This window comes from Paraburkholderia phytofirmans PsJN (assembly GCF_000020125.1).
GTDB classification, from domain to species: Bacteria; Pseudomonadota; Gammaproteobacteria; order Burkholderiales; family Burkholderiaceae; genus Paraburkholderia; species Paraburkholderia phytofirmans.
Genome location: NC_010676.1, coordinates 764,564 through 786,071, shown reverse-complemented (window position 1 = coordinate 786,071; position 21,508 = coordinate 764,564). Strand labels below are relative to the sequence as shown.

Genomic DNA, 21,508 nt, shown 5'->3' with positions numbered 1-21,508 from the left:
CGATGAAGTGAGCCGTTTTTTTCGGGGCTGTTGTTCTGATCAAGGCGCGCCGGGCGCCCTGGAATAGGTGCTTCAGTTGCGCCAGGCCGGCGTGCGTTTTTCGAGGAACGACGCGACGCCTTCGCGGCCTTCCGCGCCGGCACGCGTACGCGCGATGCGCGCCGCCGTGTCCTCGATCATCGCGTCGTTCAACTCGTGGCCCGCAATGTCCTGCACGAGTTGTTTGCACGCGCGCACGGCTTGCGGACCGTTGGCGCACAGCGTATCGGCAATCTGCCGCACGGTGGCGTCGAGTTGCTCCATGCTCACCGCTTCGCAGACGAGCCCGAGACGCAACGCCGTCGCGCAATCGAACTGCTCGGCGGTCGTGAAATAGCGGCGCGATGCCTGCTCGCCCAACGCGCGAATCACGTACGGCGCGATGGTGGCGGGAATCAGACCGAGCCGCGCTTCCGAGAGGCAGAAGCGCGCGCTTTCAACCGCCACCACGATGTCGCACGCCGAGATCAAGCCCATGCCGCCCGCGTACGCGTCGCCGTTCACGCGCGCGATCACCGGTTTGTTGCAGCGATAGATCGACGACAGCATGTTCGCCAGCAGCATGGCGTCGGCGCGATTCTCGTCGTCCGAGTAACCGGCCATCTTCTTCATCCAGTTCAGATCCGCGCCCGCGCAGAACGCCTTGCCGTTCGCGGCGAGTACCACCGCGCGAATGTCGTCGCGCTCGTTGAGCGCCGTGAAGGCCGAGGTCACTTCGGCAATCATCGTTTCGTTGAACGCGTTGCGCACGTCCGGACGATTCAACGTGACCGTCGCGATCGCTCCGGCGAATTCGACATTCAGTGTTTCGTATTGCATCGTCGCTGCTCCCGCGCGTGGTTGCGTTGCCTGGCGCATCGTCACATTCTGAACACGCCGAACCGCGTGTCTTCGATTGGTGCATTCATCGTGGCCGACAAGCCGAGACCGAGCACATCGCGCGTTTGCGCCGGGTCGATCACGCCGTCGTCCCACAGACGCGCGCTTGCGTAGTACGGGTGGCCCTGATGTTCGTATTGCTCGCGGATGGGCTGCTTGAACGCCTCTTCTTCTTCGGCGCTCCACGAACCGCCCTTGCCTTCGATGCCGTCGCGCTTGACCGTGGCCAGCACCGAGGCCGCCTGTTCGCCGCCCATCACCGAGATACGCGCGTTCGGCCACATCCACAGGAAGCGCGGCGAATACGCGCGGCCGCACATGCCGTAATTACCCGCGCCGAACGACCCGCCGATGATCACCGTGAACTTCGGCACCTTGGCTGTGGCCACCGCCGTCACCATCTTCGCGCCGTTACGTGCGATGCCTTCGTTTTCGTATTTGCGGCCCACCATGAAACCGGTGATGTTCTGCAGAAACACGAGCGGAATCTTGCGCTGGCAGCACAACTCGATGAAGTGCGCGCCCTTGAGCGCCGACTCCGAAAACAGAATGCCGTTGTTCGCGATGATGCCGACCGGGTGCCCCCAGATATGCGCGAACCCACAGACGAGCGTGGTGCCGTAGCGCGCCTTGAATTCGTCGAAGGCCGAATCGTCGACGATCCGCGCGATCACCTCGCGAATATCGAACGGCTTGCGGGTATCCACCGGAATCACGCCGTACATGCTCTTCACGTCGTAGCGCGGCGGCTTCGGCTCCTGCAACGCAAGCGGCACCTGCTTGCTGCGATTCAGATTGCCGACGATGCTGCGCGCAATCCCCAGCGCATGCGCGTCGTTCTGCGCGAGATGATCGACCACGCCGGACAGACGCGTATGCACGTCGCCGCCGCCGAGGTCTTCCGCGCTCACCACTTCGCCAGTCGCGGCTTTCACCAAGGGCGGCCCGCCGAGAAAAATCGTCCCCTGATTCTTGACGATGATCGACTCGTCGCTCATGGCCGGCACGTACGCGCCGCCCGCGGTACACGAACCCATCACCACGGCGATCTGCGGAATGCCTGCCGCTGACAGATTCGCCTGGTTAAAGAAGATGCGGCCGAAGTGATCGCGGTCCGGAAACACATCGTCCTGGTTCGGCAGATTCGCGCCGCCCGAGTCGACCAGATACACGCACGGCAAGTGATTTTCAGCGGCGATTTCCTGGGCTCGCACGTGCTTTTTCACGGTGATGGGATAGTAAGTGCCGCCCTTGACCGTTGCATCGTTGCAGACGATCACGCACTCCTGCCCTGCGATCCGGCCAATGCCGGTGATGACGCCCGCACCCGGCGCGTCGTCGTTGTACATGCCGTAGGCCGCGAGTTGCGAGAACTCGAGAAACGGCGTGCCCGGATCGAGCAGCTTCTCGATGCGCTCGCGCGGCAGCAGTTTGCCGCGGCCCGTGTGTTTGTCGCGCGCCGCCTGACCGCCGCCCAGTGCGAGTTTCTCGACTTTCGCGCGAAGGTCGGCGACCAACGCTTCGAGCGCCGCCGCGTTGGCGCGGAAGTCGTCCGAGCGCGGGTTCAGCTTTGATTCGATGATCGGCATTACGTGGCTCTCCTGTTCGCCGCTTCTTATTCGCTTCGGGCCGTCGCGCTCATGCCGTTTCGGCGAACAACTCGCGGCCGATCAGCATGCGGCGGATTTCGCTCGTACCGGCGCCGATTTCATAGAGCTTCGCATCGCGCCACAAACGGCCGACCGGATACTCGTTGATGTAGCCATTGCCGCCGAGAATCTGGATCGCCTCGCCCGCCATCCACGTGGCTTTTTCGGCCGTGTAGAGAATCACGCCCGCGCAGTCTTTGCGCACCTGGCGCACGTGTTCCTTGCCGAGCGTGTCGAGTTGACGGCCCACCGCGTAGAGATACGCGCGGCACGCCTGCAACGTGGTGTAGAGATCGGCCACCTTGCCTTGAATGAGCTGGAATTCGCCGATCGACTGGCCGAACTGCTTGCGGTCGTGGATATACGGCACAACCGCGTCCATGACCGCGACCATGATGCCGGTCGGGCCGCCCGCGAGCACGGCGCGTTCGTAGTCGAGACCGCTCATCAGCACCTTCGCGCCGCCGTTCAACTGGCCGAGAATGTTTTCTTCCGGCACTTCCACGTCCTGGAACACGAGTTCGCCGGTATGCGAGCCGCGCATGCCGAGCTTGTCGAGTTTCTGCGCAACGGAGAAACCCTTCATGCCCTTCTCGACGATAAACGCGGTAATGCCGCGCGAATTCGCTTCGGGATCGGTTTTGGCGTAGACCACCAGCGTGTCGCAATCCGGGCCGTTGGTGATCCACATCTTGGTGCCGTTGAGCACGTAGTGGTCGCCCTTTTTCTCCGCGCGCAGCTTCATGCTGACCACGTCAGAGCCCGCATTCGGCTCGCTCATGGCGAGCGCGCCGACGTGTTCGCCTGACACCAGCTTGGGCAGATACTTCTGTTTTTGCGCTTCCGTGCCGTTGCGATGAATCTGGTTGACGCACAGATTCGAATGCGCGCCGTACGAGAGACCGACCGAGGCCGACGCGCGCGAGATCTCCTCCATGGCGATCATGTGCGCCGTGTAGCCCATGTTCGCGCCGCCGTATTCTTCCGAGACCGTCATGCCGAGCACGCCCAGATCGCCGAACTTGCGCCACAGGTCCATGGGAAACTGATCCGTGCGATCGATTTCCGCGGCACGCGGGGCGATTTCTTTGGCAGCGAATCCCGCAATGCTGTCGCGCAGCATTTCGATTTCTTCGCCGAGCGGGAATTGCAAACCGGGCAGGTTGCTCATTGCGGTGTCTCCAGAGTTCGTTGGCGGCCGGCCTTGGGTGGGCGCCGGCTGGTCCGGTTGCGGCTCGGCGGACGGCGGCGGCTCGGCGGCTTTGTGAGCCGCCCCTGCCGTCACGCACGAGGCGCGAAACGTTCAAGGCGCATTTCACGCTAGATTTACGTAAGCGTCAATAGGTATTTTTGAGTGTTACTCAGAAACTGAAGCGGCCGCCTACAACATGACTTTGGCGTGATAGCATCGCATTCATCGGGTTCGATCCGCATCTACATCAGCGGAATGAGCCTCACAAATCTGAACTGGACTCATATGACGGTTGCCACGAAGGCCGAGTTACCCGCCTCGCGCCGCCAGCCGGCCGGGCGCAAGTCGCAGCAACGCGTGAAGGAGATTCTTCAGGCGGGGCGCGACGTGTTCTCCGAAAAGGGCTACGAACGCGCGACCACCGCCGAGATCGCGCAGCGCCTCGGCATTTCCGAAGCGACCGTGTTCAGCTATTTCCGCGGCAAACGCGAGCTGTGCGCGCGCGTGATCGGCGACTGGTACGACGAGATCATCGATGCGATCGAATCCGGTTTGCCGCGCGACGGCAATGTGCGCCAGCAGTTTGCGTTCATCGTTCGCACGCATTTGCGTTTGATGCTCGTGAACGGCACGGATCTCTGCGCGCTGGTGTTGTCCGAAGGCCGGGCGCGGCATCATGAATTGAGCGAGGCGCTCACCGAGTTGCAGCGCCGCTATACCGCGCCGTTGATGCGCGTGCTGGCGCAAGGTCAGGAGAGCGGGCAGATTCGTGCCGACATGCCATTGCGCCTGTTGCGCTCGATGGTGTTCGGGCCGATGGAGCATGTGCTGTGGGATGCCACGCTCGCCAACCGGCACATCGATATCGATGCCACGGCGGATCAGTTGATCGACGTATTGTGGGCGGCACTGACGCCGCCGGATCTCGCGGTGAGCGCGTTGCAGCAGTTCAGGGTAGAGGTGGCGGAGGCGAACCGGCGGTTCGAGGAGGCGACACGCGGGGCAATGGATACGCCGGCTGAAGGCAACGAATAGCAGCAGCGAATAGCGGCCGCAATCTCGTAGTAGTGCACTTCAGTTCTACGGCGAAAAAACGGCTAATCTACTGCTTCCCCGCGCGAAGTCAGATGGAGAAGCCAAGTGCCAAAAGAACCCGCCGCAAAGACCACAAAACCCTCGAACATCCGCGTCGGCATAGGCGGCTGGACCTACGCGCCGTGGCGCGGCACCTTCTACCCATCCGACCTCACGCAAAGTCGCGAACTCGAATACGCGAGCAGGAACCTCACATCGATTGAAATCAACGGCACGTTTTACGGTTTGCAAAAACCGGCGAGCTATGAAAAGTGGTACCAGGAAACCCCGGACGATTTCGTCTTTTCGCTGAAGGCGCCGCGTTACGCGACCAACAGAAAAGTGCTCGCCGAGGCGCGCGAAACGATTGAACGCTTCTTCGGCAGCGGAGTGCTGCTGCTCAAACAGAAGCTCGGTCCAGTCAACTGGCAATTCGCGCCCACCAAGAAATTCGACAAGGAAGACTTCGAAGCCTTTCTGAAGTTACTGCCGGCCAGTATCGAAGGCCAGAAGCTCAGGCATGCGATAGAAGTCCGCAACGACACCTTCAAGACGCCGGAATTCATCGCGCTGGCCCGCAAATACAAAGTTGCCGTTGTCCTCGCCGGCGACAGTGAATACCCGCAGATCGCCGACATCACGGCGCCCTTCGTATACGCCCGCATCATGGGCACCACGGACAAACAGGCCAAAGGCTATTCGGCCAAAGCGCTCGACGCGTGGGCCGAACGCGCGCGGCAACTGGCGGCAGGCACCACACCCGACGACCTGGAAACCTGCGCGGATGCACCCGCGAAAACCGCCGCGCGCGATGTCTACCTCTACGTGATCAGCGGCTTCAAGGAACGTAATCCGGCGGCCGCCATGGCGCTGATCAAACGGCTCTGACAGGCGGCTCCCGGCCGCATGGCGCGAGTGTCATAATCCCGGCAGCGAAGACAAGCACAATCGACGCACTCACACACACGCAGTCAGGCCGCGAGGCCGCTTCATCACCAAGGTCCGGGAGAATATTTTGAGCGCCATCGACAATCCTTTGCACGATCAGGAAGTCGGCTCGGCCGACGCCACCCAGGACACCACGCGCATCGACGACGTTCGGATCGGCGCGGTTCGTCCACTGATTTCCCCTGCCCTGCTGCAGGATGAGTTGCCCGTACCGCCTTCGGTGCAGACGCTGGTCGAGAAGACCCGCGCGGAAATCGCCGACATTCTGCATGGCCGCGACGACAGGCTCGTGATGATCGTCGGACCGTGTTCGATTCACGACCACGACCAGGCAATCGAATACGCGCACAAACTGAAAGTCGCCGCCGACACCTACAAAGACGACTTGCTGATCGTCATGCGAGTCTACTTCGAGAAGCCGCGCACCACGGTCGGCTGGAAAGGCTATATCAACGATCCGCGTCTGGACGGCAGTTTCCGCATCAACGAAGGTCTGCGTCTTGCGCGGCAACTGCTGCTCGACATCAACGGTCTTGGCTTGGCCACGGCCACCGAGTTTCTCGATCTGCTGAGCCCGCAGTACATCGCCGATCTGATCGCGTGGGGCGCCATCGGCGCGCGCACGACGGAGAGCCAGAGCCATCGTCAGCTGGCATCGGGTCTGAGCTGCCCGATCGGTTTCAAGAACGGCACGGACGGCGGCGTGCAGATCGCCGCGGACGCGATCGTCGCCGCGCGCGCGAGCCACGCGTTCATGGGCATGACGAAAATGGGCATGGCCGCGATCTTCGAAACGCGCGGCAACGACGACGCGCACGTGATCCTGCGCGGCGGCAAGAAAGGGCCGAACTACGACAGCGCGTCGGTGGAAGCCACTTGCGAGGCGCTCAAATCAGCGGGTTTGCGTGAGCAGGTCATGGTCGACTGTTCGCATGCAAACTCCGGCAAGTCGCATTTGCGTCAGCTGGAGGTGGTGCAGGATCTGACGCAGCAACTGTCGCAGCGCGAGCGCCGCATTATCGGCGTCATGCTGGAAAGTCATCTGGAAGAAGGACGTCAGGATCTGAAGCCAGGTGTGCCGTTGCGTCACGGCGTGTCGATCACGGATGCGTGCGTCAGCTGGACGCAGACCGAGCCGGCGCTCGAAACACTCGCCGAGGCCACCCGCAAACGTCGCGCGGGCTGAGTGCGCGCCGCGCCGCCAACGCCGCGTCGAACACGCCCCCGAGGAAGCCCCTTGGGGGAGAGTACAAAAACACACGCGCCGCACCATCCGCCGATCGATCCGCCTCACCGGGGTTGGGCAGCGCGTGATTCCTCACGCCCGATGCATCGCTCGCCGCGCGCCATGGCAGCGCGCGTGGATGCTCCGGCGCGAAGCGCGTTGCATTACGACGCGTTGACAGCTTCCTTGAACGCCTTGCCAGCGGTGAACTTCACCGTCTTGGCAGCCGCGATCTGGATCTCGGCACCCGTCGACGGATTGCGGCCCACGCGTGCTGCGCGCGCGCCAGTCGAGAAAGAACCGAAACCGACCAGTTGCACCGTATCGCCACCCACCACGGCTTTGGTCACCGCTTCGACGATCGCGTCGATGGTTTGGCCGGTGGCCGCTTTGCTTTCGCCCGTCGCTGCGGCGACTGCATCAATCAGTTCCTGTTTGTTCATAGCACTTCCCGTATGGTAATCATGGAACCGGCGCCACATCTGTTGCGCCGGGACCGACACACTAACGCATAGGCGCGGGTTCGCGCAAACCTTGGGTGTAAGCCTTGTATCACCCGCCCACAGGGAATTTGACGATTTTTTCCGGCAAAGTGCCATAAGAATCGCGCCCTTGGCCGCTTCTTCGGCCAGATATGTGTTTTCGCGTTATCACAATCCGTTGCAATTTCAGTGCTTTAGCACGTCCAAAGCCGCTACCGGCGGGCTTTTTTACTATCCTATGGTGGACCGGCAAGACTCGATATTTGTCAGGCGCGGCGGCATTAAATAGAGAATCCGGGAGAAATAAAAAAATGAAATTTCGCCATATTGCAACATGTGCACTGCTCGCCGCGACGTCGTGCGGCGCTCTCGCAGCGGACGACAACAGCTGCGCCACGCTCGTCGGCACAGCAAATTCACCCGCGCCGCAGAGCTTTCAGATACGCGACGGCGAGCCTGTCGACCTGGTGAGCGGTGCCCGAACGGTGCACGGCAAGCTGCTGGTTTTCGGCGACGGCGGCGTTTTCCGGGCCTATTGGCAGCCCGAGAACAGCCCGGAAAAATATGTGCTGGCGAATGCCGGCGTGAATAGCGTGCGGCTCGTCTCCACACCGCCGCAAGGCACGCCCGCGCAGAATGGCCAACCCGGCACCACGCTCGCGCCCCAACGCGTGCTCTCATGCCCGGCGCTTTGACTCAGCGCACCTGTCACTTCAGCCGCTCTGGACCCGGAACAAATGACACATAAAGTGCGGCCGCCCGGTCGTACTTACCGTTTATTCGCACAGCGATCGATTTCTATCTGACCCGCCCTCAAGGTCCCATCGGTCATGCCGATATACAAAGCTGCGTGTGCTGCGCAAACGTTTAAAGGGACGGGATGATTCTGTTAGTCAAATTGAGGGAGGCGCTGTCGGTCGCGGAACGCGACCCCGAGCTGGTACGTTCGCAGCTCGAAGCATTCGGCCACCAGGTCCCGCTTCTTTATTTCATCCTGCTCGTCAATACGGCAGCCGTTGCGATCACACACGTGAACTGCGCGCCGGCCTGGCTGTCGATCTACTTTCCCGCGACGCTGTGCGCGCTGTGCATCATCCGCTGCATACGCTGGTGGCGGCTTCGGCACCGCGTCCTGACTCTCGACAAAGCCGTGCCCGAAGTGCGCAAGCTGACCTGGCTTGCGGGCCTCTTCGCCGTCGCATTCAGCGCCTGGTCCTTGTTCCTTTTCCCCTACGGCACCGCGTATGAACAGACGCAGGTGGCGTTTTACATGGCGACCACGCTGGTCGGCTGCGTGTTCTGCCTGATGCACCTGCGCGCCGCGGCCATGCTGCTGCTGTCTATCGTCATCCTAAGCTTTTCGATATTTCTGGTGTTCACAGGCTATCCGGTCTTCATTGCGATGGCTGTCGACATGACCCTCGTCGGCATTGCGCTCGCCTTTATCATTCAGCTGTATTGCCGGACCTTTGCCGATGTGGTGCACGCACAGCGCGAATTGCAGGCGAGCCAGCAGAAGACGCAGCGCCTGAGCGACGACAACTTCCGGCTCGCGAGTATCGACAGTCTGACGGACCTGCCTAACCGGCGCAGTTTCTTCGCCTCGTTGCGTGCGTTGTCCGAACAGGCGATCGGCACAAGTGGCGGCTTCAATGTCGGACTGATCGATCTGGACGGTTTCAAGCAGGTCAACGATATCTACGGCCACGCCAGCGGCGACCTCGTTCTTCAGGAAGTCGGCTCGCGGCTGTTGGCGCTTGCCGAGCCCGGCATTTTCTTCGCACGCCTCGGCGGCGACGAATTCGGCGTGCTGGCGCAGCACAAGCTGACGGACGAGACGCTCGTCGAGTTGGGCGAGCGCATCTGTGAGGCACTCGGTCAGCCGTACCGGGTCGCCGGCAATGTCGCCGAGTTGTCGGGCACGATCGGCTGGGCCGCGTTTCCCGAGGCCGGCACGACGGTGGCGCAGGTGTTCGAACGCGCGGACGCCGCGCTGTACGTCGGCAAGGAAAGCCGGCGCGGCACGCCCGTCATCTTCTCGACCGAACATGAAACGCGCATCCGGCGTTCGAGTCTCGTTACCCAGGAGCTGCGTCACGCGGACCTCGAGTCGGAACTGTTTCTGGAATTTCAGCCGATTTACGACGTGGTCACGCAACGCACCCTCGGCATGGAAGCGCTTGGGCGCTGGCATAACGCCCGGCTCGGCGCCGTGAGGCCGGAAGAATTCATTCGGATTGCCGAGCGAACCGAACTGATTCTGCGCATCACGGACGTCCTGCTGCACAAGGCGCTCGACGAAGCCGCGCGCTGGCCGTGCGAGCTCTATCTGTCGTTCAATCTGTCGGCGATCGATATCTGCACTTCCGCGCGCGCCGGCCGGTTGATCGATATCGTGTTGGCTAGCGGCGTGCCGCCGCATCGCGTGTCGTTCGAAATCACCGAGACCGCCGTGACGCGCGATTTCGAACAGGCCCGCAGCTCGCTCACCATGATCAAGAAAGCCGGCTGCCGCGTGTCGCTCGACGACTTCGGCACCGGTTACTCGAGCCTCAGCTACGTGCACCGCCTGCCCTTCGATACGATCAAGATCGATCGCAGCTTCATGACGGACGTGGATACCAACAGCGCGTCGAAGAAAATCGTCAAGTCGGTACTCGATCTGTGCCGCAACCTTGGACTCGAATGCGTGGTGGAAGGACTCGAGACGGCATCGCAAGTCGAGGTCGTCAAGACGCTTGGCGCACGCGCGGTACAGGGTTATCTGTTCAGCCGGCCGATGCGGGCGAGCGCAATCGCCGCGTATCTGCAAACGGCGCAGGGGCACGACTACGCTGTGCAAATGCTGCCGTAGTCGATTGCCCGCGTCTTGTCGCCCCGCTCTCTATTGCCCCACGCTGTCCGCGCCGCCGAATTCACGCGGCAAGATCATCTGCTCGGGAATGTCAGCGCCTTTGACGCGCACGGCCAAGTAGTACAGCAAGGCGGGCGCGACTAGCCCGAAGATCCACGAAATATCGACGCCGCCCAACGACTCCACCAATGCGCCCGTGTAGAAGCTCGTCGCGATGAACGGCATCTGGGCGAGCATGCCGAACGCTTAAACCGCAATGGCCGTCGTACTCCAGCGGCCATCGGGGTCGAATAACGCCGGCACTTCTTCGGCGATGCGCGTGCGGCGCCTCGCCGCCTTCACCACGGTGCTTAACGCGCCGCGTTTCCGTATTCGAGTTTCGGGTACCAGTCCGTACCGCGTCCGCCCGGCGTCATATCGAGCACGGTCCAGATGGGCATCACGTCCGGCGCGCCGCGTGGATCCTGCCCGGGGTCCGCGGTCGATGGTCCCATCTCCTCTGCCCAGAAGTGCCGCACCGTGCCGCCCGAGCGCGTGAACACGTTGAACGCGGGGTTGTCGTCGCCGGCCGGATCTTCCGCCGCGTAGTCGCGATTGAACGTGTTGCCGCCCGACGAATACAGCCGCAGATGCCGCCAGCCGCGCTCCTGCTTGAACGCCACCAGCTTCTCGATCGGCGAGCGCGCGATGATGGCAAACGCCACGCGCTGCAGCATGTCAGGCATTTCGCCGTCGTATGCGCTCAGCAGCGACGTGCACATTGGACACGGCCGGGCGCGCTGCGGGCCGAACATCCAGTTGTAGGTGACGAGCGTGTCGTGTTCGCCGAACATGTCCGATAGCTTCACCGGGCCTGCTTCGCCCATGAAAAGATAATCTTCCGGCACGACGCCGCCGGGTGGCAGCGCGCGGCGCTGTTCGGCGACCCGTTCGATATGGCGTCGCAACTCGATTTCCTCGGCGAGCAGTTCGTTGCGCGCAAGGCGATAGTCGGCGCTTTCGCCGGGAAAGCGGCTCGGTGTGCCGGCCGCCAGTTGGCGGGCCGGCTTCAACGTTTGTGCAGATGCAAATACGTCATTCATCAGCCATCTCCTGTCACGGAACAAGGATAAAGGACGCAGGCAGCGCGCCGCGAGCGCGAGCGCGTTTCGTCCTCCATGTAGTCACGACGAACCACGCGGTGGCAAATCGACAGCATCGATCGAAACTTTTTGCTGCAACGCTCGCACCTGCCGCAACGGCAACCCAAAGCGCCCGGCAAGGTATCCTTAACGCAACAGCACGCGCGCCGGGCGCGCCGTCCATGGAGATGCAACATGCCGCTTCGTCTGCCACCGTTGCCGGCGCTTCGTTTCTTCGAAGCGGCCGGCAGGCATCAGAGTTTCAAACTTGCCGCCGCGGAACTGAACGTCACGCCGAGCGCGATCAGCCACGGCATTGTCGGCCTGGAACAGGCGCTCGGCGTCGAACTGTTCGCGCGCGAGCCGCGCGGCATTTCGCTCACGGCGAGCGGCGCGGACTATCTGTCGTACGTCTCCGAAGCGTTTTCGCTGATCGCCATCGGCACGCAGCGTCTGCCGAATCACCGCGCGGATCGCCCGATCGCACTGAGTTGCGCGCCGACTTTCGCCTCGCGCTGGTTGCTGCCGCGCCTTGCCGGCTTCCGCGCGCGCTGGCCGAATGTGAACGTGAGCGTCGATACCTCGCATCGGCAAGTCGGCTTTCCCGTCGACGGGTTCGATTTCGCGGTCCGCATGAGCCGTGCGCCGGTCGCGGGTACCGCGTGGACGCGGCTGTTCGGCGAGCGCTTCGTGCCCGTATGCAGCCCCGCATATCTGGCGAATCTGCGCGACGAGCAGGGCAACGCGGACCTGCGTCGCGCGACGCTCATTCACGTCAACGCCGCCAGCGAGGACTGGCAGGCTTGGTTCGATGCGACCGGCACCGAGGGCATCGATACCGCCGCGGGCCTGCGCGTCGACACGATCCAACTGGCCTTCGAAGCCGCCGCGATGGGTCTTGGCGTCGCGCTCGGCAGGCGCCCGCTGGTGGATCGCGATATCGACAACGGCACGCTGGTGCAAGCCTGTGCGGCGACGATCGCGTCCACCACGGCCTACTGGTTGGTGAGCGCGGAAAACGCGGATCGCCGGCCGGAGCTTTTCGATTTCAAACGCTGGCTGGTGAGCGAGGCCGAGCACTTCGACACTCACGCCAACCCTGCCGACCAGGCACTGCAAAGCACCGCCAATTAAACCGCATGTCCGTTCGCACAGGTGAGCCACGCTCACCTGTTGTCGAAAACTTATCTTTTGCCGCTTCTGACGCTCGCTGCGACCATATGTCGAAGGAGATCAGAACCATGTCCACCGCCGACAGCAAACGCTTCGCCCCCGCCTTCAATCAGACGACGCTCGTGATCCTCGCCGGCGCGCTCATTCTGAGCGCCGCGATGGGGATCCGGCAGACCTTTGGCCTTTTCATCGGGCCATTCTCGTTCGACCGCGGCTTGCCGGTCACGCTGATCGCATTCGCGATCGCGCTGCACAATCTCGTGTGGGGTTTCGCCCAGCCGTTCGCGGGCGCCGCCGCGGATCGCTACGGCTCGGCGCCGGTGGTCGCGTTCGGCGCGACGACATTCGCGGCGGGACTCGGCCTCGCGGCCGTGGCGCCCAGCGGCGCCATGCTGATCGTCGGCATGGGACTGCTGGTGGGAATCGGCGTGAGTTGCACGACCTTCGGCGTGGTGCTGCCGGCGGTCGGCCGCATCGCTTCGCCGGAAAAACGCAGCATGGCGATGGGGCTTGTCAGCGCCGGCGGCTCCGCGGGCCAGGTGCTGATGGTGCCGCTCGTACAAGGCATCCGCCTCAGTTCGGGCATCGCAACGTCGCTCTTCGTCCTGGCTTTCCTGATGCTGCTAATCGCCCCGCTCGGCATGGTGCTCGACCGGCGCGCGCGGGTCGGCACGCCCGTTCAGGAAACGCCCGCCGCGCCGCTTCGCAAGGTGCTGGGTCAAGCGGCCGGGCATCGCGGCTACCGGCTGCTGTCGCTCGGTTTCTTCACTTGCGGGTTCCAGCTTGCCTTCATCGCCACGCATCTGCCCGAATATCTGTCGCTTTGCCATATGCCGATCGGACTCGGCGCCACCGCGCTCGCGCTGATCGGGCTGTTCAACATGGCGGGCAGTTGGGCCTGCGGCTGGCTGGGCGGCCGCTTCCGGCAGCACTATGTGCTCGGCTGGCTTTACGTGATTCGCAGCGTGACGATCGGCGCTTTCTTTCTCCTGCCGAAAAGCCCGGCGTCGGTAGTGATCTTCGCGGCCGTGATGGGTCTGACCTGGCTCGGCACCGTGCCGCTCACGAGTGGACTGGTCGCGAAAGTGTTCGGCACGCGCCATCTCGGCAGCCTGTTCGGGGTCTGCTTTCTGAGCCATCAGATCGGCTCGTTTCTCGGCGCGTGGCTCGGCGGTCTGGTGTTCGATCTGACGGGCTCGTATTCGCTGCTGTGGGAAGCGACGGTGGTCGCGGGCCTCGTCGCCGCCATGCTGCACTTTCCGATCGACGACACCGCCGTCAACACGCCCGCGCTTCGAGCCGAACCGGCGGCTGCGTGAGCGTGCGTGCCGGCGGTGTTCGAGGACGCAGCCGCCGGCATCGAGTGAAAAAAAACAGCGGGAAATGCCCTTACGTGGCTATTTTTTCGGCGTCTCCACTGCGGCTTTCGGCACGCGCCCCATCAGATAGAACTCGTCGTTCGGACGCATGGAAATGACGTTGGCCATGCGGTTCGACAGACCGAAAAACGCGGTGATCGCCGCGATATCCCAGATGTCTTCGTCGGAAAAGCGATGCTCGCGCAGAGCTTGAAAGTCGGCGTCGCCGACCGTGCCGGACGCGCTGCAAACCTTGACCGCAAAATCGAGCATCGCCTTCTGGCGCGGCGTGATATCCGCCTTGCGATGATTGACGGCGACCTGATCGGCCAGCAGCGGCGCCTTTTCGTAGATGCGCAGAATCGCGCCGTGCGCGACCACGCAATACAGGCACTGGTTGATCGCGCTGGTCGCGACCACGATCATCTCGCGCTCGCCTTTGCTCAGGCCACCCTCTTTCAGCATCAACGCGTCGTGATAGGCGAAGAACGCGCGGAATTCGTCCGGGCGGTGCGCCAGCGTCAGAAACACATTCGGCACGAAACCGGCTTTTTCCTGAACTTCGAGAATGCGCGCGCGAATGTCGTCCGGCCACGCGTCCGGTTCGGGCACGGGGTAGCGGCTGATCGGCTGAGGCTTGGCCATGCTGTGTCTCCGTCGTATCTGTGTGGGTATGACGACGATTCTAGCAAGCCGCACAATCGCAGCAGCATGCCTGCGCTCGACAAGGTCCGATATCGGCGCTCATATCGTCTAGACTTTGCACTCAAGGGAGCATGAGCCGCGCCGCGACGACCGGCGCAGGCCGGATTTCAGCAGGAGCTGACCATGTCAGACGTTTTACACGACGCGCGAGCGCGCGTCGTCAAGGTTCGACCCGACCGGGCAATGGCGACGACCCAGCGCCTGCCTTACTTTGTCGGCATCTCGGCCGGCACCGCAGGCAGTACGGGTTTGTCGATGTATATGGTCGTGGTGCCGCCGGGCGGCCATGCCGAACCGCACTTTCACGCCGACTACGAAACCGCGATCTACCAGCTCGAAGGCAAGATCGAAACCCGCTACGGACCGGGCTTGCGGGAGTCCGTGATTACCGAACCGGGCGATTTCCTGTTCATTGCGCCGGGCGTGCCGCATCAGCCGTTCAATCTGGACGCGACCACCGCGGCGCGCGCGATCGTGGCGCGCAACCACGCGGACGAGCACGAACGCGTCGTGCCGTACGATCCGGCCTCTGACGCGTGAGCTGGCGCCAGACGCGACGCGAGAGCCTTTAAATGAAGGCGGCGGGACCGACGCAACTGTTAACGGCCCGCTGCATCGGTCTCGCCGCCGACTACAATCACACGCATTTTCCTCCCCGGCATACCGCCTTCCCCGCAGCGCCGTTCTGCCACCTGTGCTTAAATCCGCTTTTCATATCTTTTTGTACCATGGCGGCCGCCTGCCGACACGGCATGGCGCGCGCCGTCGTGCGGGAACGGAACATGCGTGGCGTGTTCGCCATGCGCCGCCGCAGCGCGGTCGTTTCAAAACCCTTCAGTGCATTCTCAGGAGCGCGGTTGTGTGGCATTTTCCGGTTGCTATTCCACCCTCGCTGGGGGTGTGGGCCGTGTTCATGAGCGTGCTCATCACGCAACTCGGCGTGCCGATTCCGGCCGCGCCGATGCTGATTCTCGGTGGGACCATGGCCGCCATGGGACAGACCTCGTATGCGAGCGTGGTGTGCGCCGCGGTCGCCGCCACGCTGATCGCCGACTCGCTATGGTTTTTCACCGGACGGGCCTACGGCCGCCGCATGCTGAACTACCTGGTGCGCTTCTCTCTCTCGCTCGACACCACGGTCCGGCTCGCGCGCAATACCTATGAACGGTACGGCGCACCGATTCTCACCGTTGCGAAGTTCCTGCCCGGACTCGGCCTGGTCTCCGCGCCGCTGCTCGGCACGACGGCCATCAACGTCGGCGTGTTTTTGCTGTGGGATTTTGTCGGCGCGACGCTGTGGGCGAGCGTATGGGTGATCGGCGGCGCCGCGCTGCACGACGAGATCGTGCAACTGATGCTGCTCGTGCGCCACAACGGCGGCACGATTTTCGATGCGTTCGCGGCAATCTTCGTGGCCGTGCTGCTGTATCGCTGGGTGCGCCGCTGGCAATTTCGCCGCTGGCTCGCGCATACGCGCATTTCGCCCGACCAGCTCGACGAGATGATGAAGTCGAACGAACCGCCGCTGATCTTCGACGCGCGGCCACGCAGCGTCCGCGCAAAAGAATCGCACCGGATCGCCGGCGCAAGGCCGCTGGATCTCGATTCGCCCGAGCCGATCGACCCCGAGCTGTTGAAGCGGCCGATCGTCGTCTACTGCGTGTGTCCGAACGAAGCGACGGCGAAGCGGATCGTCGAGCAGTTGCATCGCAAGAATATCCATCACATCCGCGCGCTCAAGGGCGGCCTCGACGCGTGGCAGAAACGCGGCTATCCGGTCGAACCGTTGCCGGCCGACTTCCACACCGCCAAGGCCCACATGATCGAGGACGAAGGCGAAGAAGGCGAATACACGGTTCGGGCGCGGCTGGCGAAGTAACGCTTTCGCGCGTGCCTCGCGAATAGCGCCGCGTTGCCGTTAAAAAAAAAGCTTGCGCCTCATTTTCAATGTGTGCAACATGCATATATGCACGTTGCACACATTGAGGCTTCCCCATGACGCAGCGCACAGAAAATCTGCTCGGCGTGCTCGCCTTGCTGGTTACGGACGAAATGAACGCGCAACCCACCGTGGACGCGCTCGCCGGCCCCACCGCCCGCGCCATGCTCAACGCGGTCGGCCAATATCCCGATTCATCGATTGAAGTGCTGCGCGAGGCGGTCGACCTGTCGCATCCGGCCGCCGTGCGCGCCGTGGCGGGCCTGGTCGAGGCAGGCCTCATCGAGAAAAAATCGGGTGCTGACAAGCGGGCTGTCGCGCTTGCCTTGACCACAACCGGCAAACGTGAGGCCAAGCGTCTGCAAGCGGCGCGCGACAAAATGCTGCAACGCATAGTCGGCCGGCTTGAAGACAGCGAGCGCGAGGTGCTGGAAAGCGTGCTGATCAAGATCTTGTGGAACGAGACTCGCGACCCCGCGCACGCCATGCAACTGTGCCGCCTGTGCGACGACGGTCCGTGCCTGAAGGCCGGCTGTCCGGTCGAATGCCGCGAACAGGGTCTGCCCATGCCCGCGCGGAGCAGCACATGAAATCCGCCGCGCCGGTGCGTTGGCGCGCAATCGCGGCGCTGACCGCGGTGTCGGCGCTCTCGCAGGTCGGCCAGTTCGGCATCGGCTTCATGGTGCTGCCCGTGTGGCTCGCCCATCGCGGCCTGGACGCGCCACGCGCCGGCCTCTTTTCCGCCGCGCAATGGACTGGCATGCTGGCCGGCTTGCTGATCGCGCCGTGGCTGATGGCGCGCCTCGGCGCGAAACGCACGGTGTCGCTGGGTCTGCTGGCCACGCTGGTGGCGTTCGCCGTCATGGGTACGTTGTCGTGGCCGCTCTGGCTCGTGCCTGGCCTGCTGACGGGGTTCGGCATCGGCTTGCGCTGGATCGCCAACGAAACCTGGCTCTACAGTCTGGTGCCCGCTGAATCGAGTGGACGCGTGGTGGGCGTACACGAAGCGCTGATCGCCACCGCCGGCGTCATCGGGCCCGCGCTCGCGGTGTGGTGCGATGTCGATGCACGCATCACGTTCGCGGCCGGCGCGGCCTTCACATTTGCAGCGGCGCTGCCGCTGTGGCTGACCGCATCGGATGAGAGGCCGCCAGCTTTGCAAGAAGCGCCGCCTGCGCGAAGAATGAGCACCGGACGACGCCTGGCCGTCGGCCCGCTGGTGAGCCTGGGCATGGTAGTCATCGCAGCAGGCGGTATCGGCGACGGCGCGCTTTACGGCCTCTTCCCGCTATTCGCAGACGCGCACGGCCTCAACGCCACGCAGACCGCCACGTTGCTGACATTGTTCGGGGTCGGCGGCATGGCGCTGCAATTTCCGGTCGGCTGGCTGGCCGATCGCGCGGGGCTCGCGGCCACGGTGATCGTGTGCGCCGCGCTCAGCACACTGGCCATCGGCGGCTTCGCGCTGGCCGCGCCCGCGTCGTGGCTCGCTGCCGCAAGCGCACTGCTGCTCGGTGGCATGAACAGTTCGTTCATCACACTCGGCATTTATGCGGCTGCTTGCAGCGACAAGGCCGCGCTCACTCGCAACATGCGGCTGTTGTCGCTCACCTTCACCGCGAGTTCGATCGTGGGGCCGCTCGTCGCGGGCTTCGCGATGAACGCGCGCGGCAGCGATATGCTGATGTGGCAACTCGCGCTGATGAGCGGCGCGCTGGTGGTCTATGCGCTCGGCTTGCGCGAAGGCCGGCGCCAGCCCGAACATTCGTCGTCGATGGGCTGAGCCGGTTTCTTTGCGCCAGTTCGCCGGAAGAGCCGGCCCGCCTAAGCCTCGCGTCCTGCAACCTTGCGCTGTCGCCGCAGACACAGCAGATCACACGCGATATGCGCCGCGGCAATCGCCGTGATCTCGCTCTGGTGGTAAGCCGGCGCGACTTCCACGACGTCCGCGCCCACCAGATTCAACGCACCGAGCGCGCGCACGATGGCGAGCCCCTGCGCCGACGACAACCCGCCGGCTTCGCGACTCCTTTAGCGCAGCCGCACGAGCGTGGACTTCAGCTCGGTGTATTTTTCCAACGCATGCAGCGACTTATCGCGGCCATTGCCCGATTGCTTGTAGCCGCCGAACGGGAAGTTCATGTCGCCGCCTTCGTCGTAGCAATTGACCCAGACTGTGCCGGCGCGGAGTTTGCGCGACACCTCGTGCGCGGTGGTCAGGTTCGAGGTCCAGACGGCAGCGGCGAGACCATATTCGCTGTCGTTAGCGATCCTGATCGCCTCCTCCACCGTGTCGAACGTGATCACCGACAACACCGGCCCGAAGATTTCCTCACGCGCGACCTTCGCGCCGGAACCCGGAATCTCGAAGATGGTCGGCTCGATATAGAAGCCGCCGGTGTCCTCTTTCACGCGCGCGCCGCCGAGCAACAGTTTGGCTTCCGCACGGCCTGCCTCGATATAGCCGAGCACGCGTTCGAGCTGAACCTTGTCGACGATCGCGCCCATCGACGTGTCCGGATCGAGCGGATTGCCCGGCGTATAGCTGCGCGCCGCGGCGATCAGCTTGTCGATGAAGACGTCCTTGATGTCGCGATGCACGAGCAGGCGCGAACCCGCCGTACACATTTCGCCCATGTTGTAGAAGATCGCCCCCGCTGCCGCATTCGCCGCGCGGTCCATATCCGGGCAATCCGGCATCACGATGTTCGGCGACTTGCCGCCGAGTTCGAGCCACACGCGTTTGAGGTTCGATTGCCCGGCGTACTGCATGATCAGCTTGCCGACGTTGGTCGAGCCGGTGAAGGCGAGGCAGTCTACGTCCTGATGCAGCGCCAGCAGCTTGCCCGGTTCGCCCGCGCCCGGCACCACGTTGAAGACGCCGGCGGGAATGCCTGCGTCCAGTGCGAGTTGCGCGAGGCGGATCGCAGTGAGCGGCGACTTCTCCGATGGCTTGAGCACCACGCTATTGCCCGCCGCCAACGCCGGGCCGAATTTCCACGAGGCCATCAGGATCGGGAAATTCCACGGCACGACCGCTGCCACCACGCCGATCGGCTCACGCGTGACGAGTCCGAGCAGATGATGATCGGCCGGCGCGACTTCACCGCCGATTTTGTCGATGGCTTCAGCGAACCATTCGACGCAATACGCCGCGCCCGGTACGTCGACGCTGGTGGTGTCGGCGATCGGCTTGCCGGCGTCGAGCGTTTCGAGCAGTGCGAGTTCGTCCATGTGCTCGCGAATCGACGCGGCCCAGCGCAGCAGCACGGCTTTACGCTGGCGCGGGTTGAGGCCCGACCACACGCCGGAGTCGAACGCGCGGCGTGCGGCCGCAACGGCGGCGTCGACATCGGCCGCGCCGCTGTCGGCGACTTTGGCGAGCAGCTTGCCGTCGATCGGACTCAGGCAGTCGAACGTGCGGCCACCCTCGGCATCACGGTATTCACCGTCGATAAACGCGCGGCCTTCGATCGATAGTGTAGCGGCCTTGTCTTGCCAGAAAGCGAAAGATTTCTTGTCCATCAGGATGCCTCAATGTTATGCGCTCGACGCAAACCCGCATCGACTTCATGCGGCACTGAACTGCGGCAATGAGTTGCGGCAGTGAATCGAGTCGAGGCGCGTTGGCGCGGAGTCTTTAGAAAGTGGGCGGCGAATTGGCCGACACGATCTCGCAGAGATGGTCCGCGCTGGGATTGCGAAAACGGTGCGGAAGACGGCTTTCGAAGTAGTAGCTGTCACCGGGGTCGAGCAGCCACGTGGTGCCGTCCACCGTCAGTTCGATCTGACCGCTGACCACCACCCCGCCCTCGTGCCCTTCGTGCTCCAGCATTTCCGGCCCCGTGTCCGACAACGGCTGATAGACCTCGCGCAGAATGCCCATGTTGCGATCTTTCACGCTTGAACCCGCTAGATAGAACTCGATCGACTCATTGCCGAGGTTCGGCATGTCGGCACGGCGCGACACGACCGAACGTTCCACTTCCACTTCGAAGGTGAAGAATTCGGCAAGACTCATGGGTATGCATTCAAGCAGTTTCTTCAGCGAGCCCACCGAGGGACTCACACGATTCTGTTCGATCAGCGAGATCGTCCCGTTCGTCACTCCCGCCCGTTTCGCCAGTTCACGCTGGGACAAGCCGTTCTTCTTGCGGATGTATTGCAGACGGGTCGCTACTTCTATGGACATCGCTAGGTTCTCTGACATTGATTACGATCGGGGCGCTAAGTGACCAGATGAAATGAACACAAGACTCGGGGCAACGCGCTGCTCGCGAGTGTTGAATATTCTAGTCACTTTGATTTTTGCGCCGCTGGGGAAAACCCTGAAAGGATTCCGAAATATGAATAGCGCAACGAGTGTTCCCACGGGGCGGAATTTTAGCCGGACCCTCGGGAAAGCCCTGATAAATGTTTTATCAAAAAGGGTTTGACGGCTTTATTGGCTCGTATATGCTGGTTCCCAGGCGATCGTTATGCCGACGTCGTGAGGCACCCAAAGGTGTTTTGCGGCGCAGCGAATTCAGTTCGCATCGGTTCAAGGCGATCATCCCAGCGTCCTGTTTCTTTAAACGCCCCGTGCGGATTTCGAGCAGGCCGTTCAATACTTTCAACGTCGCCAGTCGAGTGTAATCGTGAGAGTCCGAGGCCCTTTGGTGAGATGGAATCGTAGTCAGGCGAGTTGTCCTCGCGCTGACGGCGCCATCGCCGACGGCAGCAGCGGCAGCCTTGCGTTCCGCCGCTTCCTGTCCGTCTTCACGATCCTGTCCCGCCGTTCAGTTCGACGTCACAACTCTATCTCCGCGCGCGCCTTCATTGCCGTGCGCACGGACGAAGTCGCCTCGCTGCTGCCGTAGCGCCTCCCCCT

General features: G+C 63.0%; 21 protein-coding genes and 1 pseudogene. 12 read left to right on the top strand and 10 right to left on the bottom strand.

Annotation, left to right across the window (positions count from 1 at the left end):
* Positions 1-72: 72 nt before the first annotated feature.
* The 3 genes from BPHYT_RS23270 to BPHYT_RS23260 are packed head-to-tail and all read right to left on the bottom strand — an operon-like array spanning position 73 to position 3,738.
* A complete protein-coding gene (locus BPHYT_RS23270; protein ID WP_012426569.1) occupies positions 73-858 on the bottom strand; it encodes an enoyl-CoA hydratase/isomerase family protein in 786 nt (261 codons plus the stop codon).
* Positions 859-899: 41 nt separating this feature from the next.
* Positions 900-2,507, bottom strand: coding sequence for a carboxyl transferase domain-containing protein (locus tag BPHYT_RS23265; protein ID WP_012426568.1), 1,608 nt, complete (start codon positions 2,505-2,507; stop codon positions 900-902).
* Between the two features lie 49 nt (positions 2,508-2,556).
* Positions 2,557-3,738 carry an isovaleryl-CoA dehydrogenase gene (locus BPHYT_RS23260; protein ID WP_012426567.1) on the bottom strand — a complete coding sequence of 394 codons (1,182 nt, stop codon included), beginning with the start codon at positions 3,736-3,738 and terminating at the stop codon, positions 2,557-2,559.
* Between the two features lie 306 nt (positions 3,739-4,044).
* Between BPHYT_RS23260 and BPHYT_RS23255 the strand changes: the two genes are divergently transcribed.
* The 3 genes from BPHYT_RS23255 (at position 4,045) to BPHYT_RS23245 (ending at position 6,967) form a co-directional block, all read left to right on the top strand.
* Positions 4,045-4,794: a TetR/AcrR family transcriptional regulator gene (locus tag BPHYT_RS23255; RefSeq protein ID WP_041759540.1), complete on the top strand. Its 750-nt coding sequence runs from the start codon at positions 4,045-4,047 to the stop codon at positions 4,792-4,794.
* A gap of 105 nt (positions 4,795-4,899) precedes the next feature.
* A complete protein-coding gene (locus tag BPHYT_RS23250) occupies positions 4,900-5,721 on the top strand; it encodes a DUF72 domain-containing protein (protein ID WP_012426565.1) in 822 nt (273 codons plus the stop codon).
* Positions 5,722-5,848: 127 nt separating this feature from the next.
* Complete coding sequence (locus BPHYT_RS23245) at positions 5,849-6,967, top strand: 3-deoxy-7-phosphoheptulonate synthase (RefSeq protein WP_012426564.1); 1,119 nt, start codon at positions 5,849-5,851, stop codon at positions 6,965-6,967.
* A 203-nt stretch (positions 6,968-7,170) separates the two neighbouring features.
* Here the strand turns inward: BPHYT_RS23245 and BPHYT_RS23240 are convergent, their stop codons facing one another.
* Positions 7,171-7,449, bottom strand: coding sequence for an HU family DNA-binding protein (locus BPHYT_RS23240; RefSeq protein WP_006049832.1), 279 nt, complete (start codon positions 7,447-7,449; stop codon positions 7,171-7,173).
* 350 nt (positions 7,450-7,799) lie between these two features.
* Here BPHYT_RS23240 and BPHYT_RS23235 point away from each other — a divergent pair, with 350 nt between their 5' ends.
* Both BPHYT_RS23235 and BPHYT_RS23230 read left to right on the top strand, forming a co-directional pair.
* A complete protein-coding gene (locus BPHYT_RS23235) occupies positions 7,800-8,183 on the top strand; it encodes a hypothetical protein (protein ID WP_012426563.1) in 384 nt (127 codons plus the stop codon).
* Between the two features lie 185 nt (positions 8,184-8,368).
* The gene (locus tag BPHYT_RS23230; RefSeq protein WP_012426562.1) at positions 8,369-10,342 is read left to right on the top strand and encodes a putative bifunctional diguanylate cyclase/phosphodiesterase; all 1,974 of its coding nucleotides are present in this window, start codon (positions 8,369-8,371) and stop codon (positions 10,340-10,342) included.
* A 30-nt stretch (positions 10,343-10,372) separates the two neighbouring features.
* On the opposite strand, the gene BPHYT_RS23225 is transcribed toward BPHYT_RS23230, so the two are convergent.
* Together BPHYT_RS23225 and BPHYT_RS23220 are read right to left on the bottom strand one after the other, a co-directional pair.
* Complete coding sequence (locus BPHYT_RS23225; protein WP_041759107.1) at positions 10,373-10,579, bottom strand: hypothetical protein; 207 nt, start codon at positions 10,577-10,579, stop codon at positions 10,373-10,375.
* 113 nt (positions 10,580-10,692) lie between these two features.
* The gene (locus tag BPHYT_RS23220) at positions 10,693-11,424 is read right to left on the bottom strand and encodes a DUF899 family protein (protein WP_012426561.1); all 732 of its coding nucleotides are present in this window, start codon (positions 11,422-11,424) and stop codon (positions 10,693-10,695) included.
* A gap of 234 nt (positions 11,425-11,658) precedes the next feature.
* Between BPHYT_RS23220 and BPHYT_RS23215 the strand changes: the two genes are divergently transcribed.
* Together BPHYT_RS23215 and BPHYT_RS23210 are read left to right on the top strand one after the other, a co-directional pair.
* Positions 11,659-12,597 (top strand): LysR substrate-binding domain-containing protein, encoded by a 939-nt coding sequence (locus tag BPHYT_RS23215; protein ID WP_012426560.1) that lies wholly within the window; start codon positions 11,659-11,661, stop codon positions 12,595-12,597.
* Between the two features lie 107 nt (positions 12,598-12,704).
* Positions 12,705-13,955 (top strand): MFS transporter, encoded by a 1,251-nt coding sequence (locus BPHYT_RS23210; protein WP_012426559.1) that lies wholly within the window; start codon positions 12,705-12,707, stop codon positions 13,953-13,955.
* Positions 13,956-14,033: 78 nt separating this feature from the next.
* Here BPHYT_RS23210 and BPHYT_RS23205 read toward each other — a convergent pair whose 3' ends face one another.
* Positions 14,034-14,639 carry a peroxidase-related enzyme gene (locus BPHYT_RS23205; protein ID WP_012426558.1) on the bottom strand — a complete coding sequence of 202 codons (606 nt, stop codon included), beginning with the start codon at positions 14,637-14,639 and terminating at the stop codon, positions 14,034-14,036.
* Positions 14,640-14,822: 183 nt separating this feature from the next.
* Between BPHYT_RS23205 and BPHYT_RS23200 the strand changes: the two genes are divergently transcribed.
* The 4 genes from BPHYT_RS23200 to BPHYT_RS23185 all read left to right on the top strand — a co-directional run bounded on the left by BPHYT_RS23200 (position 14,823) and on the right by BPHYT_RS23185 (position 18,421).
* Entirely contained in the window at positions 14,823-15,239 is a 417-nt protein-coding gene (locus BPHYT_RS23200) for a cupin domain-containing protein (protein WP_012426557.1), read from the top strand.
* A 319-nt stretch (positions 15,240-15,558) separates the two neighbouring features.
* The gene (locus tag BPHYT_RS23195) at positions 15,559-16,578 is read left to right on the top strand and encodes a VTT domain-containing protein (protein WP_012426556.1); all 1,020 of its coding nucleotides are present in this window, start codon (positions 15,559-15,561) and stop codon (positions 16,576-16,578) included.
* Positions 16,579-16,694: 116 nt separating this feature from the next.
* Complete coding sequence (locus tag BPHYT_RS23190; RefSeq protein WP_012426555.1) at positions 16,695-17,228, top strand: MarR family winged helix-turn-helix transcriptional regulator; 534 nt, start codon at positions 16,695-16,697, stop codon at positions 17,226-17,228.
* On the top strand, positions 17,225-18,421 hold the full coding sequence (locus BPHYT_RS23185) for an MFS transporter (protein WP_012426554.1): 1,197 nt from the start codon (positions 17,225-17,227) through the stop codon (positions 18,419-18,421). The genes BPHYT_RS23190 and BPHYT_RS23185 overlap by 4 nt, the downstream gene beginning before the upstream one ends.
* Positions 18,422-18,462: 41 nt before the next feature.
* Here BPHYT_RS23185 and BPHYT_RS23180 read toward each other — a convergent pair.
* From BPHYT_RS23180 to BPHYT_RS23170, 3 genes and pseudogenes are all read right to left on the bottom strand, one after another.
* Positions 18,463-18,657 (bottom strand): annotated as a pseudogene (locus BPHYT_RS23180) (arginase family protein); the annotation flags it as partial.
* Positions 18,658-18,669: 12 nt separating this feature from the next.
* Positions 18,670-20,163: an aldehyde dehydrogenase gene (locus tag BPHYT_RS23175; protein ID WP_012426553.1), complete on the bottom strand. Its 1,494-nt coding sequence runs from the start codon at positions 20,161-20,163 to the stop codon at positions 18,670-18,672.
* A gap of 115 nt (positions 20,164-20,278) precedes the next feature.
* Entirely contained in the window at positions 20,279-20,830 is a 552-nt protein-coding gene (locus tag BPHYT_RS23170; protein WP_012426552.1) for a cupin domain-containing protein, read from the bottom strand.
* A 445-nt stretch (positions 20,831-21,275) separates the two neighbouring features.
* Here BPHYT_RS23170 and BPHYT_RS37480 point away from each other — a divergent pair, with 445 nt between their 5' ends.
* Positions 21,276-21,497 carry a hypothetical protein gene (locus tag BPHYT_RS37480; RefSeq protein WP_370577238.1) on the top strand — a complete coding sequence of 74 codons (222 nt, stop codon included), beginning with the start codon at positions 21,276-21,278 and terminating at the stop codon, positions 21,495-21,497.
* The last annotated feature ends 11 nt before the right edge of the window (positions 21,498-21,508 follow it).